This is a genomic window from Nocardioides maradonensis (assembly GCF_054777115.1).
Window position 1 is genome coordinate 61,626 of record NZ_BAAHAZ010000007.1, and the last position, 16,116, is coordinate 77,741.

The 16,116-nt window shown below is 72.2% G+C and carries 16 protein-coding genes and 1 riboswitch; of the genes, 10 read left to right on the forward strand and 6 right to left on the reverse strand.

The features are described 5' to 3' along the window. Positions 1-43 precede the first annotated feature (43 nt). Entirely contained in the window at positions 44-1,570 is a 1,527-nt protein-coding gene (locus ACYVAQ_RS09875; protein ID WP_460788808.1) for a GGDEF domain-containing protein, read from the forward strand. Between the two features lie 71 nt (positions 1,571-1,641). Here the strand turns inward: ACYVAQ_RS09875 and ACYVAQ_RS09880 are convergent, their stop codons facing one another. The 3 genes from ACYVAQ_RS09880 to ACYVAQ_RS09890 all read right to left on the reverse strand — a co-directional run bounded on the left by ACYVAQ_RS09880 (position 1,642) and on the right by ACYVAQ_RS09890 (position 5,355). Next, positions 1,642-3,006: a PepSY-associated TM helix domain-containing protein gene (locus tag ACYVAQ_RS09880; RefSeq protein WP_460788810.1), complete on the reverse strand. Its 1,365-nt coding sequence runs from the start codon at positions 3,004-3,006 to the stop codon at positions 1,642-1,644. Positions 3,007-3,087: 81 nt separating this feature from the next. Continuing rightward, positions 3,088-3,711 (reverse strand): hypothetical protein, encoded by a 624-nt coding sequence (locus ACYVAQ_RS09885; protein WP_460788812.1) that lies wholly within the window; start codon positions 3,709-3,711, stop codon positions 3,088-3,090. 54 nt (positions 3,712-3,765) lie between these two features. Further along, positions 3,766-5,355: a copper resistance CopC/CopD family protein gene (locus ACYVAQ_RS09890; RefSeq protein WP_460788814.1), complete on the reverse strand. Its 1,590-nt coding sequence runs from the start codon at positions 5,353-5,355 to the stop codon at positions 3,766-3,768. 135 nt (positions 5,356-5,490) lie between these two features. On the opposite strand from ACYVAQ_RS09890, the gene ACYVAQ_RS09895 reads away from it, so the two are divergent. Continuing rightward, positions 5,491-6,168: a YcnI family copper-binding membrane protein gene (locus ACYVAQ_RS09895; RefSeq protein WP_460788816.1), complete on the forward strand. Its 678-nt coding sequence runs from the start codon at positions 5,491-5,493 to the stop codon at positions 6,166-6,168. Positions 6,169-6,183: 15 nt separating this feature from the next. Here ACYVAQ_RS09895 and ACYVAQ_RS09900 read toward each other — a convergent pair whose 3' ends face one another. Next, complete coding sequence (locus ACYVAQ_RS09900; protein WP_460788818.1) at positions 6,184-6,699, reverse strand: sigma factor-like helix-turn-helix DNA-binding protein; 516 nt, start codon at positions 6,697-6,699, stop codon at positions 6,184-6,186. 103 nt (positions 6,700-6,802) lie between these two features. Next, on the reverse strand, positions 6,803-10,495 hold the full coding sequence (locus tag ACYVAQ_RS09905) for a LamG-like jellyroll fold domain-containing protein (RefSeq protein ID WP_460788820.1): 3,693 nt from the start codon (positions 10,493-10,495) through the stop codon (positions 6,803-6,805). A gap of 126 nt (positions 10,496-10,621) precedes the next feature. Here ACYVAQ_RS09905 and arr point away from each other — a divergent pair, with 126 nt between their 5' ends. The 6 genes from arr (at position 10,622) to ACYVAQ_RS09935 (ending at position 14,284) form a co-directional block, all read left to right on the forward strand. After that, positions 10,622-11,056 (forward strand): NAD(+)--rifampin ADP-ribosyltransferase, encoded by a 435-nt coding sequence (arr, locus tag ACYVAQ_RS09910; protein ID WP_460788822.1) that lies wholly within the window; start codon positions 10,622-10,624, stop codon positions 11,054-11,056. Between the two features lie 39 nt (positions 11,057-11,095). After that, on the forward strand, positions 11,096-11,308 hold the full coding sequence (locus ACYVAQ_RS09915; protein ID WP_460788825.1) for a hypothetical protein: 213 nt from the start codon (positions 11,096-11,098) through the stop codon (positions 11,306-11,308). A 44-nt stretch (positions 11,309-11,352) separates the two neighbouring features. Further along, on the forward strand, positions 11,353-12,123 hold the full coding sequence (locus ACYVAQ_RS09920) for a DNA-formamidopyrimidine glycosylase family protein (protein WP_460788827.1): 771 nt from the start codon (positions 11,353-11,355) through the stop codon (positions 12,121-12,123). A gap of 87 nt (positions 12,124-12,210) precedes the next feature. Further along, entirely contained in the window at positions 12,211-12,645 is a 435-nt protein-coding gene (locus ACYVAQ_RS09925) for a hypothetical protein (RefSeq protein WP_460788829.1), read from the forward strand. A gap of 47 nt (positions 12,646-12,692) precedes the next feature. Continuing rightward, on the forward strand, positions 12,693-13,517 hold the full coding sequence (locus tag ACYVAQ_RS09930; protein ID WP_460788831.1) for a class I SAM-dependent methyltransferase: 825 nt from the start codon (positions 12,693-12,695) through the stop codon (positions 13,515-13,517). Between the two features lie 65 nt (positions 13,518-13,582). Continuing rightward, positions 13,583-14,284, forward strand: a complete 702-nt coding sequence (locus ACYVAQ_RS09935; protein ID WP_460788833.1) for a hypothetical protein — start codon at positions 13,583-13,585, stop codon at positions 14,282-14,284. Between the two features lie 24 nt (positions 14,285-14,308). Here ACYVAQ_RS09935 and ACYVAQ_RS09940 read toward each other — a convergent pair whose 3' ends face one another. Next, positions 14,309-14,716, reverse strand: a complete 408-nt coding sequence (locus ACYVAQ_RS09940; RefSeq protein ID WP_460788835.1) for a cupin domain-containing protein — start codon at positions 14,714-14,716, stop codon at positions 14,309-14,311. A gap of 32 nt (positions 14,717-14,748) precedes the next feature. Between ACYVAQ_RS09940 and ACYVAQ_RS09945 the strand changes: the two genes are divergently transcribed. Together ACYVAQ_RS09945 and ACYVAQ_RS09950 are read left to right on the forward strand one after the other, a co-directional pair. After that, on the forward strand, positions 14,749-15,573 hold the full coding sequence (locus tag ACYVAQ_RS09945; protein WP_460788837.1) for a sulfurtransferase: 825 nt from the start codon (positions 14,749-14,751) through the stop codon (positions 15,571-15,573). Between the two features lie 9 nt (positions 15,574-15,582). Next, positions 15,583-15,969: a nitroreductase family deazaflavin-dependent oxidoreductase gene (locus tag ACYVAQ_RS09950; RefSeq protein WP_460788840.1), complete on the forward strand. Its 387-nt coding sequence runs from the start codon at positions 15,583-15,585 to the stop codon at positions 15,967-15,969. Beyond that, positions 15,946-16,082: riboswitch (cobalamin riboswitch) on the forward strand. Its footprint overlaps the gene before it by 24 nt. Positions 16,083-16,116: the final 34 nt, after the last annotated feature.

The following is a 16,116-nucleotide window of genomic DNA, read 5'->3' on the forward strand; positions in this document are numbered from 1 at the left end:
GAACCGGGCTGGCGGCGTCGTCCGATTTCGGCACACTAGGGACATGGCCCCACGCAAGCCTCGGCCCCTGCGTAGTGGCCCGCGCCCGCGCTCGGCATGGTCCGAGCTGCGGTCGGCCCGCCCGGCCGCCGCTCGCCAGCTGCGGGTCATCTTCGTCATCTCCGGGCTGCTGGCACTGGCCGGGGCGGCAGCGCCCGATGCCAGGTCCAAGCCGGTCTTCGTCGGCATCGGGGTGTGCGACCTGCTGATCGCCGCTCTGGCAGGGGTGACCCTGCGGACCCGCGGAGCGGGACTCTGGGTCCTCCTGCTGGGGGCGGGCAGCGGTCTGCCCATCATCGCCGTCGCCGGCCGGTACGGCGCCCTGCCCTCCAGCGCCGTCTTCGTGGTGCTGCTGTTCGTCTGGATCGGCGCCAACTTCCCGCCCGGCACGTCCTGGTGGCTCCTGCCCGCGGCAGCCGCCGCGTACCTGTACGCCGTCGGCCCCGAGCACCTGGGGCTGCAGGACCTGCTTCCGCCGCTGCTGGTCATGCTCGCGGGCTGCGTGGTCGTCGCCGAGACGATCGCGCGCGCCATGGCACGGCTGCGCATCGCGGAAGCACAGACGCGGGCGCGGGCCACCGAGCTGCAGACCCTGGTCGAGGCTGCCGTCGCGTTGAACAGCCTCGACGTCGACGTCGTCCTGCAGACCGCGGTCACCACCCTGATCCGCCTCGGTCACGACGCGGCCGCGATCGCCCTCATCGACAGCACGACGGGCGCCCTGCGCCTCACCCACACCGACGGCCTGATCCCCCGCGGCGCCGCCGCTGCTGTCGCCTCGGGCGATCGAGGCGTCACGGGTCGAGCGCTGCGCGAGGACGCGACCGTGGTCGAGACCGACTACACGACGGCGCCGGACGCGATCCCGGCCGTGGCGGACGCGGGATTCCGGACCATGATCGCCACGCCGGTCCATGCCGACGATGCCACGCTGGGTGTCCTCCTCTGCGCGTCGACGGGCACCGGCTCGGCCACCGACGATCCCGAGGTGGTCGAGCTCCTCGCCGCCCACGTCGGACGAGCCCTCACCAACGCCAGCGACTACGCCCGCCAGGAGATCGACGCCGCCTACCACGCGACCCAGGCCAGCGTGGACCCGCTGACCGGCGTCGGCAACCGGCGCCAGGCACACGCGCTGCTCGCCGGCCTCCAGCCGGGCGATGCGGTCCTGCTGTTCGACCTCGACGACTTCAAGTCCGTCAACGACACCCTCGGGCACGCCGTCGGCGATCACGTCCTCCAGGACTTCGCCCGGTTCCTCCGCAGCCATACCCGCCCCGCCGACGGCGTCGTCCGGATGGGCGGGGAGGAGTTCATGGTGATCTGGCGTGCGACGGACTCCGACGTCCACGCCCCGGAGCCTCACTTCGTCGACGCGTGGCGAGCGACCGAGCCTCTCGCCACGGTGTCCGCCGGCCTCTGCGTCCACCGCGAGGGGCGGAGCCCGGAGCAGACCCTCGCCGCGGCCGACACCGCTCTTTACGCCGCGAAGCGGGACGGCAGGGACCGCATCGTCACGTACGCCGCGTAGCGAGCACGCCTCCGCACGTGCCCCGTCCGCCACCCGGCCGCTGACCCCAGCGACCAGGTGGCGGGCGTGCCTCAGACCGTGTTGAAGAAGGTCCTCAGCGGTCGGACGCGGCGCACGAGGACCTGGTCGACGAGCAGCACCGCGACCAGCGAGACGCCGAACACGGGGAGCCCGATGGCCAGCAGGGCCAGGCCGACGACGGCGACGGGGCCGGTCCGGACGTCGATCCGCCCGCGGGGTGCGGCCATGGTCCGGTCGCCCTTCGGGCGCCGGCGCCACCACATGACCGGACCGGCGATGCACATGAAGATGACCGCCAGGCAGAACAGCGCGGAGACCACGAGGTTGGCCGAGCCGAACCGGCGGCCCTCGTGCAGCGCGATGCCCTGGTCGACGACCTTGGCCAGCGCCGGGTAGTCGCCGTAGCCGTACTGCGCGACCGGCTCGCCCGTGAACTGGTCGACGTGCACCGTGCCCTCGGCCGACGGGTCGTGGAAGGCATAGCCCATGACCGAGTAGACCCCGGTCTTGTCGGCCGGTACGACGACGGTCATCGGGTGCGCCAGGCCGCGCAGGCTCGCTGCCTTGATGGCCGCATCGACACCGACCGGCCGGGCTCCGGCGGCCGTGGCCCTCGAGCTCGGGACGGGGCTCTTGCCCTCGCCCCACGGCACGTTGTGGCTGTGCGGGACCGACGCGTCGAGCGTGGGTGCCGACGACTGGGCGCCGGGGTCGGCCGACCACATCGAGGTGCCGTGGCCGGCGGCGTACTCCTGGACCTTGGTGCCCCACCAGATCGTCCAGGGCAGGCCCGAGACGACCAGCGCCAGGAGCCCGGCCCCGACGAAGACCCCGACGGTTGCGTGCTTGTGGCGCAGCGCGGCCCCTGTGGCCTTGGACAGCCTGCGCTTGATCCGGGCGCCGCGACCCTTCGCGTACAGGTAGTAGCCGGTGAGGGCCATGACGATCGCCCAGCAGGCGCCGAGCTCCATCAGGTACTGGCCCTGGGTGCCGAGCATCATGTCCTTGTGGGTGTTCTTCGCCCAGCCCGACAACGTGTCGTTCGGGTCCAGCTCGCCCAGGACCTTGCCGGTGTAGGGGTTCACGTAGACCTCGCGGAGGGTGTCGTCCTCCCCCGACGGCGTGCCGGTCGCGGCGGTCGACAGGGTGATGTCGGTGGAGAGGTCGGCGGCCGAGGGCTCGAGCACCGCGGCGACCCTGCCGTTCGGATAGGCCTTCAGCACGGCGGCGACCTGAGCGTCGTACGACAGGCGTGAGGTGTTCGCCGGCACGTCGACCTTCATCAGGTCGGCGTGCAGCACGGGCTCGATGTGGAAGCGGAGCAGGTAGATCAGACCGGTGCTCGCGAGCACCAGCAGGACGGGGATGACGAGGAAGCTGGCATAGAAGTGCCAGCGCCAGAAGGCGCGGAACATGGTTCTCCTTCAGAGCATGTGGGAGTGCGCGCGGACCGACGTCGGGTCCGCGCGTGCTGCTGGGGTGTCTGCGTGCGCCGGTCAGACGGCGCCGGACATCACCGGAGGACCGCGCCGGACGTGGGTGGCAGCGAGCAGGAGGTGCTGGAGCGGGGCCGTGACGACGAGGGGCTCCGTGGCGGGGCGGGGCTCGGCGAACGGAACCACGGGCGCTGCCGGCAGCCCCAGTGAGAAGACCGCGCGGCCGGTCGCCTGGGCGACGAGGCGGATCAGGTTCCAGAGGGCTCGCTCACCGCGGGCCAGCCAGAGGCCGGTGAGGACCGCCGCGGCCAGGTGCGCGAGCGCCATCGGCGCGTGGGCGGGCGTGAGCTCCTCGAGCAGGTGCTCGGCGGCGTGCGCCACCGCCCCGCCGGGCGTCGCGGGCGGCGGCTCGACGTCGCCGCGGTGCCCGGCCACGGCCGTCATCACGCCGTGCATGAGCGTCTGGCCGCCCACCACGAGCGCGACGATCTCGGTCCGAGAGGCCTCACGTCCGAACCACGGGCTGCAGCCAAGCGCGCAGGCTACGACCATGATCGCGAACGTCCACGGCCCCGGGAGCAGGCCGCCGGCCGACACGTGCGCGACGACCGCCAGGGCGAGGGCGACGCCCGCGAGGACCAGCGCGCGCAGACCGCGCAACACCCCGCCGGCACCCGAGTCCACGGCACGATCCTCCCCCATGCGCATGACGCCGACGTGAACGTCACCGCACGGGGTTCATCGCACGGGCAGGTCCGTGGTCGCGACGTACTGGTCGATCGCGGTCGTGCGGACGGTGACGGAGAGCGTCCAGGTGCCCTTGACCGGTACGGCGATCGTGCCGGCGTAGTGACCGGGGTCGGTGACGGTGAGGGCGATCGGCAGTGGGCCGAGGTCCTGGTCGACGAGGGCGACCGATGCCGTCACCTCCGCGGGCGTGGTCGGCTGCCGATCCGGGCCGGACAGGTAGAGGTGCAGGTCCAGGGTGCGGTCACCGGCAGGTACGGCGGACACCTGGACGCGATCGGGTCCGGCCGTGAGGCTGGCCGCGACGGTCGGGTGGTACGCCGCCACCGCCGGCTCCGTCGCGGCCAGCGACGCCGTCAGGGAGAAGACGCACGCCGCGAGCGCGAGCTCGATGACCACCGATCGCCGGATCACCTCGGCATCCGGCTTCGGGGCACCGCTGCGGCGGTGGACCCACCGCCGCGACAGGAACGCGGCTCCGAGCGCGCAGGCCACCAGGCCCAGCTTGAAGAGGAGCTCCTTGCCGTAGGTCGTCGCGGTCAGGGCCGCCCACTCCCCGACCTGGCGCCACGCCTGGAAGGTCCCCGTCAGGACGAGGGCACCGACGCACCCCATCGCCGTCCAGGAGAAGCGACGCAACGTCTCCGCGTGCCCGAACGGGTCGCGGACCACCCACGTCACCAGACCGACGAGCCCGCCGATCCACAGCGAGGACACCACGACGTGGACCGTCGTCGAGACGAAGGTGAGCCCGGTGCTCACGCCGTGGCCGGTCATGGCGAAGGACGCGGCGAGGACCAGCCCGGCGAGGACGAGCAGCACTGTCCTCACCCGCCCGCGCGCCGCGACCAGGACCGCGACGAAGGCCGCCGTCGCCGCGACCCGGAGGAGGAGTCCGTGCCCGAAGGTGGTGGCGAGGACGTCGCCGACCAGCGAGGGCCGTGCGATCGCGGACCCGCCGAGGCCGGCGTCGTACGGGCCCTGGACGAGGAGCGCGACGACCGACGAGACGAGCAGCGCCAGGGCACCGAGACCGATCATGCGGCGGCGTGAGGGCGCGGACCCGAGGACGCCGTCGGCGAGACCGAGCAGCAGGGTGGCGCCGAGCAGGACCGCGGATCCGGCGTACCCGACGAGCCGGGTGTACCAGAGCAGGAGCGACAAGCCTTGGTTCGTGCCGATGGCCGCGGCGGTGGGAGCGGTCGTGGTGCGGCCCACCGAGAACGTGAAGGCGCCCGACACCGGGTGGGAGTCGGCGGAGATGACCCGCCAGGACACCAGGTAGGTCCCCTTCGCCTGGGCGTCGACGGCGATGCCGAGCCTGTTGCCGTCGCCGTCGGGTCGCAGGACCGCCCCGGTGTCGACGCGGGAGCCGTCAGGACCGAAGACCCGCATCGCCTGCGGGACGGCGGTGACGGCCTCGTCGAAGGTGATGGTGACCGAGGTCGGGGCCGTCTGGAGCACGCTCCCAGGAGCCGGGTCGCTCGACTGCACCGTCGCGTGCGCGAAGGACGGGGCCGCGACGAGGACCAGCAGCGCGGCCACAGCGACGACGATCGCTGCAGCGAGGGAACGCTTCACGCAGCAACAGGTCGCCCTCCGCGGCGTTCGAGTTCCCGAGCGCCTGCTGCGGCCTAGACCACCTCGTCCGCCGGGAACCGATCGGGCCCGCGACGCGACTGCTGGGGTGTGACCTCACTGCCGGAAGGACGACCGATGTCCCGCTCCCTGATCCGTGGCCTGGTCGGCGTGGCGGCCGTCGGCCTCGCAGCCCTCGGCGGACCGGCCCTGGCGCACGTCACCGTCGACCCCGACACCGCCCCGGCCGGCGGCGACGCCACGCTGTCCTTCCGCGTGCCGACCGAGAGCGACTCCGCCTCGACCACGAAGGTGCAGGTGTTCTTCCCTGCCGACCACCCGTTCGGCTCGGTCGGCGTCATGCCGATGGCCGGGTGGACCTACCGGGTGGTCGAGAAGAAGCTGACGACCCCGATCACGACCGACGACGGCCAGGTCTCCCAGGCGGTCTCGCAGATCACCTGGACCGCCACGTCACGTGCGTCGGCGATCCAGCCCGGCCAGTTCGAGGAGTTCAACGTCGCGGTCGGGCCGCTGCCGGACTCCGGGACCGTCGAGCTCAAGGTGCTGCAGACGTACAGCAACGGCGACGTCGTCCGGTGGATCGACCCGGTCGTCGAGGGCCGACCCGAGCCGGAGCACCCCGCTCCCGTGGTGACGATCGTGCCGGCGGGCTCTCCGTCCGCGCCGGCTCCCGTCGCGAGCGGCGGAACCGACGGCAACGCCCGCTCGGACTGGGCGCTCGGCCTGTCCGGGCTCGCCGTCGTCCTCGCTGCCGGCGGCGTGGCGCTCGGCCTTCGCCGCAGGCGGTCCTGAGCCACTGCACCCGGCTCAGCCGGCGTTCTCGACACCGTCCGTCGCGAGGTGACCGACGAGCTCGGCACGCGCCCGGGCGACCCGGGAGCGCACGGTGCCGACCGGGCAGCCGCAGAGGGCCGCCACCTCGGCGTACGAGAAGTCGAGGAGCTGGGTGAGGACGAAGGCCTCGCGCCGGTCGGGATCCAGCCGAGCGACCAGCTCGTGGGTCAGCGCGCCGTCGCCCAGGTCGGCGTACGCCGCGAGCCCCGGTCGGAGCATGCGGTGCCGCTGTCTGCAGGCGATGTCATCGGCGACCACCCGGCGGGCGATGGTCGCGAGCCACGAACGGACCGGCGCCTCACCGCGGAAGGACGCCAACCCGGCGAAGGCGCGGAGGTAGGTCTCCTGGGCGAGGTCGTCGGCGTGGTCCCGGTCGCCGAGGCGCGCACAGAGCCGCCACACGTGCACCTGCGTGCACCGGACGAGCTCCGCGGCCGCACGCTCGTCGCCGTCGCGGGCGGCGAGAGCGAAACCGGTCCACTCGTCCACGGGGAAATCGTACGGATCAGCGCTGATCCGCGTCTCGACTCCGGCGAAATACGACGACGGGCTGCCGCAGGGCCTCCGACCCCGCGACAGCCCGCCCGTCAGGTCACTGCAGCGCGGCGATGACGGCCTTGCTGAGTGCGGGTCCGAAGACCGCGTCGATCTGGGCGACCTGCAGCGCACCCTGGTCCACGACGGGAGCCGGGTTGATCCGCGCACCGCCCTGCATCGGGACGGTGAACCGCTGCGTGACCGGCCGGCCGCCGAGGACGGTGTCGACGGTGACCGCCAGGTCGACCTGGGTCGTGCCGCCGGCGACGATCTCCAGACCGCCCAGGCCGGGCTTCGGGTTGACCACGACGCTCGCGTCGGGCGCGATCGGGATGCCACTCACGGTGATGCCGAGGTGGTCGGGACCGACGCCCAGCTTGTGGTGCACCCGCAGGTCGATCGTCTTGGCGACCGGCGAGGTCACCTCGACGACTGACTTCGACGTCGCCAGGCCGGAGACCCGGACCGACATCTGCTCGGCCGCGGTGATCGCGGAACCGACGTGGATCTCGGTGAGGCCCTGCTTGATGGTGTAGTCGAAGCGACCGTTGTCGGCGCCGCGCACGGTGTGGGTGAACTCGTCGCTGAGCAGAGCGGCGATGGTGCCGTTGATCGCGACCTGCGCGGCCTCGCTCAGCGAGCCCATCAGCTCCTTGTTCGCCGCCACCTGGTGCACGGTCATCGGTGCGATCTGGTTGCCCAGCTCCACGTCCGCCACCATGTCCGCCGCGACGGGCGCCAGCCCCCGCTGCAGGTTGACGAGCGACCCGACCGGCGTGTGCACGCTGACCGGGAACGTCGGCCGCCGCTGCAGCACCACGTCCTGGATCGAGCGCCCGCGCCGCATCAGCACCTCCCCGACCATCGGGCTGTCCGGCTTGGCGGGGATGTCGATGATGCGTCCGACGTTGCCGAGGACGGCCGGGTCGATCTTGGCGATGTCGCCGACGGGGCGCTCGAGCACCCCGTTGACCGCCGGCCCCAGCCCCATCGGCGACGCCACGCCCTGGAGGCTGAAGAAGCAGTCGTCGATGCTCCGCTTCCCGGCCGCGATCTGCCGCGCGCGGTCGCCGAAGGCGTCGAGGTCGGCTCCCCCGCTGTTGGTGATCGACTCGGTCCGGGAGTCCGAGCCGAGGATGATCACCGTGCCGGCCAGGATCAGCGCGATCGCGTCCCAGATCGGGGTGTTCGGCGGGGAGCACAGCAGCCGGTAGGGCATGTAGTGCAGGCGGCCACCGCTGGTGGAGCTCCCGTCGTACACGTTGCCACCGTCGTAGTGGAAGGTGTTGGCCGTCGGGTTGACCGTCAGCGTGCGCGTGGTGGCCGGGAAGTTCGGGTCGCAGATGGTCATCGTCCACTCCGGTCCGGACCGGTCCCAGCCGATCGGCATCACGCAGTGCGGGGCACCGCTGAAGTCGGCGTGCTGCGACAGGCAGAGCACGGGGTTGTCCCCGCGGGCGAAGCAGTCCTCGGTGGCGTTGAAGACGTCGACCGGGTCGTGGGTGCGACCGCTGAGGAACTCGCCCACGAACCACCACACCGGCCCGGAGCCCACCTGGTAGAGGTGCTTGATGTTGAACTCGGTGCGGACCTGCTCCCAGCTGGTGAAGCGGCTGAGCGGCAGCGAGTAGAGGCTCACGCCCTTGCGGGCGTTGATGCCCTCCAGGCTCATGCCGAAACAGTTGCCGTTCGCGGCCAGACCCTTGACGACGAGCTCGTAGAACGCCTCCTCGAGCCAGTCGGTCGGGTCGAAGGTCTCCGGCTGGTCGTCGACGTCGGCGAAGGCGTCGCCGTACTCCTGGTAGGTGACGACCTGCGTGCCGCGGTTCTGCACGCCCCACCACTTGTCGCCGTCGGTGAGGGTGGCGGGGTCCACGACCGGCTTCACCGACGCGCTGATGTCGTTGATGTTGGAGAACCCGCCGGAGTGCAGGATGCCGCCGTTCTCGAGCAGGCCCCACCCGTTGGCCATGGTGAGCGACCTCGTCCAGCAGCCCAGGTGGTCGTCACCGCCGCCGAACGGCGCCCCGTCGTCGCTGTCCCAGACGTCGACCACGAGGACGATCTCCATGTCGGCACGGTTGGGCGTCACCGTCACCGGGATGGTGATGTCGGCGTCGCGCGAGTTGTTGTTGCCGTAGTCGCCGCTGGACGGGAAGCGCTGGTCGAACAGCGTCGATCCGCCGTCCTTGAGCGTGAGCCGGAAGTACAGGTCGTTCTGACCCATGAGGAAGCCCTCGCTCTCGACGGTGTCGATGCGACCCAGGTAGACCTGGAAGGGCAGTGCGGTGACCATCCCGGAGTAGCTGCCGAACCACAGCAGGCTGCCGTTCTGGAAGGTGTTGTAGCGCGCAGGTGCCGCCGCGCCGGGGATGTCGCCCTCGTCGGACGTCGGGAAACCCAGCTCTCCGATCGGCCCACGCAGGTTGCGGTACTTCTCCCGGATGTCGCCGTGGACCTCGTGGGCGCCGGTGCCGGGCGACCAGTAGATCGTGCACGCCTCGAACTCGTTGAAGCGCCCGACCGAGGTGCTGGAGTCCAGCACATCGCTCTCGTTCGTGAGCGGGAAGCCCCACGTGCCCGGACCTCCGGTCGCGAGGTAGTGCCCGAGGATGTCCCCGTGCACCTCGTGGGCGACGGAGGCACCGTCTTTGAGGTACATCCGTCCGCCCTCGAAGACCTGCTCGAGACCGCCCGGCACGTGGTCGGCGATGGCGGTCGGCAGGCCGAGGACCGAGGACGACTCCCCCATGCCCTCGTAGTCGAGGTAGAGGTGGCCCTCCACCGGCACCGACCCGGTCGCCGGCGACCAGTAGATGCCGCCCTCGCTGAACAGGCTCTTGCGCCCGCCCGGCCGCCGGGTGTCCATCTCGTCGCTGACCAGGTAGCCGAGCGGGGAGGCGTCGACGAGCGAGGAGTACGTCGCGTAGATGTCGCCGTGCATCTCGAAGGCGACACCCGCCCCGTCGGCGTACATGAGCAGGCCGTTCTGGAAGTGCTGGACGTAGGCACCGACCCCGGCGACGTACGCGAGAGCCGAGCGGGGGTCGCCCATCGCGAGGCCGGCCGGGAGCGTCTCGTACTTGTGGCTCACGAACCACTCGGCGCCGCTGCGGGCGGCGTCCAGGGCGGCCTCGAGCGCGGCCGGGATGTCGTCCTGCCAGCGCACCGAGGCGAGCCTGCCGACGTACGACGTCCCGCCGGTCGCGTCGTGGCCGAGGTGCAGCTGCTTCGTGGCTCCGGCGGCCAGGGGGCCCGTCGGGAGCGCGTGCACGGAGGCGAGTGCGTCGTCGATGAACACCGCCACCGTGTCGGTGTCGTAGACCAGGGTCGCGGTGTACCAGGTGCCCGGCTGCAGGCTGACGGCGTACGCCGTGCTGGCGCCCGCCCGAGCACCCGCGGTCGGCGTCGCGCGGGCCACCACGCTGGCGTCGGCGACGCCGCTGCCGCGCTCGACGGTGAGGCTGAACGGCACGGCGGTGCAGGCGAGCAGCGTCTGCGGCGTGGTCGGGACCGCGTCGAGGGCGAACACCACCTGCGCGGTGAAACGGGTCAGGTCGGGCGACAACGTCGAGACGTCGACGGTCGCGCCACCACCGGCGGTGAGCGCGAGCGCCGAGTCGAAGTGACCCGCCGTCGTGTCGCCCGGTCCTGCCACGACGGTCGCGCCGCCGACCGTGGTCGCGAACGACCCGTCGGGGTTGGCGACGGCCGTCGAGGCACATGTGTAGTCGATCAAGCTGGACATCGAGATTCCTCCTCAGCCGCCCGGAGCGGCATCCATGGACTCCGCGGCAGGGGTGCCGCGGCAGAAGGAGGAGGTGGCGTGGGTCACGCCTGATACATCTGTTTCTTGGTCTTTTATGGTGGCGCCATGAGCGATGCGAACGAGCCGGTCCCCTTCGAGGTGTACGCCGAGGGCGTCTTCCTGCACGGCACGAAGGCCGATCTCGCGGTCGGTGACCTGCTCGTCCCGGGCCGGGAGTCGAACTTCGAGGAGGGCCGGACGATGAACCACATCTACTTCACCGCCACCCTCGACGCCGCGACCTGGGGTGCGGAGATGGCGACCGGCGAGGGCCGGGGCCGGATCTACCTGGTCGAGCCGACCGGCGACTACGAGGACGACCCGAACGTCACCGACAAGAAGTTCCCCGGCAACCCCACCCGCTCCTACCGCAGCCGCCTCCCGCTGCGGGTGGTGGGCGAGGTCGCCGACTGGATCGGCCACCCTCCCGAGCGGCTCCAGGCGATGCGGGACGGGCTGGCCGCGATGCAGGAGGCGGGCACGGCGGAGATCCTGGACTGAGGTGGGCATGGCCTGCACGGTCGCGGGTACCGCCCCGGCATGAGGAGCATCATCGGAGCCGTCGTGGTCGTGTGGCTGCTGATCGGTGTGCTCGCGGCCCTGCAGCGGGGGTACCTGACCGGCAAGGCCGACGTGAGCTGCCACGGGTTCAGCGACACTGCCCTCACCATCGTGGCCGGGCCGCTGAACTACGTCGGGGTCAACCCGAAGGTCAACTGCGCCCAGATCAAGGCGCCGCAGCCGTCCAAGTGACACCGTCGCCGACCTGACACCGCGCGGCGCGGCAGACTGGGCCTGTGCCCGAGGGAGACACGGTCCACCGCGCGGCCCGGCGGCTCCACGCGGCGCTGGCGGGCAGGGAGCTGACGACCTGCGACATCCGGGTGCCGGCGTACGCGACGGTCGACCTGACCGGTCGCGAGGTCGACGAGGTGGTGAGCCGGGGCAAGCACCTGCTCGCCCGGGTGGGCGACGCGACGATCCACACCCACCTGAAGATGGAGGGGCGCTGGGACCTCTACGCGCCCGGCGAGCGGTGGCGGGCGCCGGGCTGGCAGGCGCGGATCGTCCTCGGCAACCGCGAGCGGGTGGCGGTCGGGTTCCAGCTCGGTCTGGTCGAGGTCGTACGACGCCGCGACGAGGACCGCGCCGTCGGGCACCTGGGCCCGGACCTGCTGGGCCCCGACTGGGATGCGGAGCGAGCCGTCGCCCACCTGGCCCGCGACCCCGACCGGCCGATCGGGCTCGCGCTGCTCGACCAGCGCAACCTCGCGGGGATCGGCAACGTGTACCGCAGCGAGATCTGCTTCCTGCGCGGGATCCTGCCGGAGCGACGGGTCGGCGACGTACCGGACCTGCCCGGGGTGGTCGACCTGGCGCAACGGCTGCTGGAGGCGAACAAGGACCGCGCACGTCGTACGACGACGGGGCCGAGCACCCGCGAGGACCTGTGGGTCTACGGGCGCCGCGGGCCGTGCCTGCGCTGCGGTACGCCGGTCCGCCGGGCGCAGACCGGCGACGCCGGCCAGGAGCGCGTGACCTACTGGTGCCCGCGCTGCCAGACCTGACGCGGCTTGTCCGAGATCACAGCCCGCCCGTTATGCGGCGCGTCACAACCCCGGTTCCACCGGGCGTTTCTCCGGCATGGTTGAGAAATGCACAAAGTTGTGGCCGCTCTCCTCCTGACCCTCGCGGGCATCGTCATGATGCCCTCCTCCCCCGCCGACGCGGCCACGACGTCCTCGGCCCACGCGACCCTCACCACCCGCGGCGCGTACGTCGCCCCGCGCTCCTGCGGCCGCTCCCACGCCGGCTTCCGGCTCACCGTCGACGAGGCCTCCATCAAGGACTTCCGCGGCTGGTCGGCCGACGTCGTCATCACCGGCCCCGGCCACTACCGCGACACCGCCACGCTCGACTGGTTCGCCAACAACGGCACCTGGCAGCCCGCGTTCTTCTGCGGCTCGCCGAACCGCGCGGGCACCTACACGGTCCGGACGCGCCTCGACGTCACCCACGACACCAGCTATGTCGGCTCCCACACCTACGAGACGCTGACCACCACGTTCCACATCGGGACCCGCCGCTGACCTGAACCGACCCCACGCGGGTGCCGGCAGGCCTACCCTGGCGAGTCATGGAAGCCGACGCCCAGGTCGCCGCCGTCGCGGCGCTGTTCGACACGGTCGCAGCCGATTACGACAACAACGGCGTGGCCTACTTCGGCCCCATCGCCGACCAGCTGATCGAGGCGGCTGCACCGACCGCGGGTGAGCGTGCGGTCGACCTCGGCTGCGGCAGCGGCGTGGTCACCAGCAGGCTCGCCGACGCCGTCGGTACGACGGGCTCGGTGCTCGCCGTCGACAACAGCCCGGCCATGGTCGCACGGACCGCAGCCCTGCTGGCGGATCGCCCGCAGGTGCAGGTGATCCGCGGCGACGCCGGCGCGCCCGACGTACCGGAGGGGAGCGTCGACCTCGTCACCGCCTCGCTCGTCATCTTCTTCCTGCCCGACCCGTGGGCCGCGATCTCGCGGTGGATGGGCCTCGTGCGACCTGGCGGCAGGGTCGCCCTGACCACGTTCGGCACGACGGCACCGGACTGGGCCAAGGCCGAGGCGCTGCTGCGACCCTTCATGCCGGCGTTCGACCCGCGCGTCGTCGGCCCGGACGGCCCGTTCGCGTCCGACGCGAACATGGAGCGCTTCCTGCTCGACGCGGGTGCCGACCGCGTCGTCACCACGCCGTTCCGGGTGCCGGCGGTCTTCGATGACCTCGACCACTGGGTGCGCTGGTCGCGTTCGGTCGGCCAGCGCGCCGCCTGGGACCGGATGTCTCCCGACCAGGTGGAGGCGACGATCGCGGCCGCAGCCGACGCCCTCGAGCCGACGCGCGGCGAGGACGGCCGCCTCCACGTCTGGCAGGACGTGCGCTGCACTGTCGGGTGGCGGCCGGAGGACTGAGCCCCCCGCCGCACGATCAGCGGCAGCGGGCGATGATGGAGCACGTGGACTGCAGGGGCGCCTTCGTGAGGCGGTGGCGTCCGTCCATCCCCATGCTCGTCACGCTGGGGGTCCTCGTCGCCGTACTCGTGACGTGCAGCGTCACGGTCGTCGTCACGCCCGGACCATGGGCCGTTCGTCTGGTCGTCGCCACCTCCTCCCTCGCCCTCGCCGCGTGGGCGGCGCTCGCGAGCGCCTCCCGGATCGACCTGTACGGCGAGCGGGTCGTCGTCAGCCGGATCGGCCGCCGCTCGCGGACCATCCCCATCGAGACAGTTCATGTCGTCACTCCCGGCTACTCCGGGCTCACGATCCGCACTGGTCGGTACACCGGGATTACCGGACCTGCGGTGATCGGCAGCAAGGCACGCGGGGCACGGCTCCTCAGGATCACGGCCCGGGGCGACCGGATCGCCACCGCGATCGTCGCACAGGCCGAGGCGTACCGCTCGCGCCACCCCGACACCCGGCCCGAGGTGGAGCGAGTCGTGGAGGACCTGGTCGCGACCTTGCGCTGGGCCGGGCATCCCGACCGGGCGGCATGGCTGGAGCAGAGGGTGGACGCCCTCCTCCGCGCGCCTCACGACGCGGCTCGGGTCGCCGCTCGCACGGAGCTGCACGACGCGGCCACCGGCACGACCGGCGAGCTCCGGACGATCTACCTCGGCACGAACGGCCCGTTCTTCACCGACCGCCTCGACCGCTTGGCGATCCTCACGGCCCGTTGACCACGGAGGTACTCGGCCCCGCTCTCACCCGACCAGCTCGAAGTCGGCGAAGTCGAAGCCGGGCGACACCAGGCAGCTCACCAGCGCGTCCGCGGCGCCGGGCACCGTGCGCTGCCAGACGTCGGCGGGCACCAGCACCTGCGCGCTGTCGGGCCGTACGACGGCTTCGACAACCTCGCCGGGCTCGGGCCCGCTCCCACCCAGCTCGAGCCGCACCTCGCCCTGGTGCGCCAGCCAGATCTCGTCGGAGCGGACCCGGTGCCAGGCGGACGCCTCGCCTGCGGGCAGCAGGAAGTAGATGAGCGTCGCGGTCGGGCGCACCCGGCCGTCCTCGAGCGTGACGCTCACCGGCGACACCCACGTCTGGCGGTACCAACCGCCTTCGGGGTGCGGCTGCAGGTCGAGCTCCTCGGCGAGCCTCGGTCGGTCCATCCGGGCACGGTACCGGGTGACACGATGGCCACATGGCCGTCCTGATCACCGCCCGTGAGCTCGCGGAAGCACTCGAGTCCCCCACCCCACCGGTCGTGCTGGACGTGCGGTGGCAGCTGACGGTCGCCGGAGGGGCGGCGTACGACGGACACGCGGACTACCGCGCGGGACACCTCCCCGGCGCCGTGTTCGTCGATCTCGACACCGAGCTCGCCGCGCCCGCCGAGCCGACGGAGGGGCGGCACCCGCTGCCGTCGATCGAGAGCCTGCAGGCGAGCGCGCGGCGGTGGGGCATCGACGACGGCGACACCGTGGTCGTCTACGACGCCACCGGCAACACCGCGGCCGCGCGGGCGTGGTGGCTGCTGCGATGGGCGGGCGTGGCCGACGTACGGCTCCTCGACGGCGGGCTGGGCGCGTGGACCGGCCCGCTCGCGACCGTCGAGGAGAGGCCCGAGGCGGGCGACGTCACCCTGAGCCCCGGGCACCTGCCGACGATCGGGCTCGCCGACATCCCGGCGTACGACGGACAGCTGGTCGACGCCCGCGCCCCGGAGCGCTTCCGCGGGGACACCGAGCCGATCGACCCGAAGGCCGGTCACATCCCCGGAGCCCTCAACGCGCCCACCAGCGAGAACCTCGCGCCGGACGGCACCTTCCTGCCGGCCGACGAGCTGCGCCTGCTCTTCGAGAAGGCCGGCATCGATCCCGACCGGCCGGTGGCGGCGTACTGCGGCTCGGGCGTCACGGCCGCCCACGAGGTCGCGGCGCTGGCCATCGCCGGCATCGACGCGGCGCTCTACCCGGGCTCGTGGTCGCAGTGGAGCAACCACGACCTACCGGTCGAGACGGCGTAGCGTCGAGGCATGCACGCGCCGCGCGCCCTGGCGAGGTTCAACCGCCACGTGACCAACCCGATCCAGCGCCGCTGGGCGGGGACGATCCCGTACTACGGGATCATCGAGCACACCGGCCGGAAGTCGGGTCGCGCGTACCGGACCCCGGTCCTGACCTTCCGCCAGGGCGACCGGGTGGCGTTCATCGTCGGCTACGGACTGGAGTCCGACTGGATGCGCAACCTGCAGGCAGCCGGCGGGGGCGGGCTGGAGCACCGGCGCCACCACTACCGGCTCTCCGACCTCGAGCTGGTGCGCGGCCCGGAAGGCCTCAGCCACCTGCCGCTCCCCCTCCGCGTGCTGGGCCGGGTCGTCGGCATCGAGGCGGTCCTGACCGCCACCATCACCCCTGGGTAGGCTGCGAGTGCTCGCGGTGCAGGAACCCGGTGCGAGTCCGGGGCGGTTCCGCCACTGTGTTCCACTCTTCCGGGAGCGGACAGCCAGACACTGACCCGGGCGAATCCGACCGCTAGACGGGGCGAGAACCCCGGAGGAGGACCGCGC

What these genes read in the sequence shown, in the direction of transcription:
- ACYVAQ_RS09945 (WP_460788837.1), top strand. Translation starts at nt 14,749, where the DNA reads ATGGCCGTCCTGATCACCGCCCGTGAGCTCGCGGAAGCACTCGAGTCC.
- ACYVAQ_RS09895 (WP_460788816.1), top strand. Translation starts at nt 5,491, where the DNA reads ATGTCCCGCTCCCTGATCCGTGGCCTGGTCGGCGTGGCGGCCGTCGGC.
- ACYVAQ_RS09940 (WP_460788835.1), bottom strand. Translation starts at nt 14,716, where the DNA reads ATGGACCGACCGAGGCTCGCCGAGGAGCTCGACCTGCAGCCGCACCCC.
- arr (WP_460788822.1), top strand. Translation starts at nt 10,622, where the DNA reads ATGAGCGATGCGAACGAGCCGGTCCCCTTCGAGGTGTACGCCGAGGGC.
- ACYVAQ_RS09905 (WP_460788820.1), bottom strand. Translation starts at nt 10,495, where the DNA reads ATGTCCAGCTTGATCGACTACACATGTGCCTCGACGGCCGTCGCCAAC.
- ACYVAQ_RS09915 (WP_460788825.1), top strand. Translation starts at nt 11,096, where the DNA reads ATGAGGAGCATCATCGGAGCCGTCGTGGTCGTGTGGCTGCTGATCGGT.
- ACYVAQ_RS09950 (WP_460788840.1), top strand. Translation starts at nt 15,583, where the DNA reads ATGCACGCGCCGCGCGCCCTGGCGAGGTTCAACCGCCACGTGACCAAC.
- ACYVAQ_RS09875 (WP_460788808.1), top strand. Translation starts at nt 44, where the DNA reads ATGGCCCCACGCAAGCCTCGGCCCCTGCGTAGTGGCCCGCGCCCGCGC.
- ACYVAQ_RS09925 (WP_460788829.1), top strand. Translation starts at nt 12,211, where the DNA reads ATGCACAAAGTTGTGGCCGCTCTCCTCCTGACCCTCGCGGGCATCGTC.
- ACYVAQ_RS09930 (WP_460788831.1), top strand. Translation starts at nt 12,693, where the DNA reads ATGGAAGCCGACGCCCAGGTCGCCGCCGTCGCGGCGCTGTTCGACACG.
- ACYVAQ_RS09880 (WP_460788810.1), bottom strand. Translation starts at nt 3,006, where the DNA reads ATGTTCCGCGCCTTCTGGCGCTGGCACTTCTATGCCAGCTTCCTCGTC.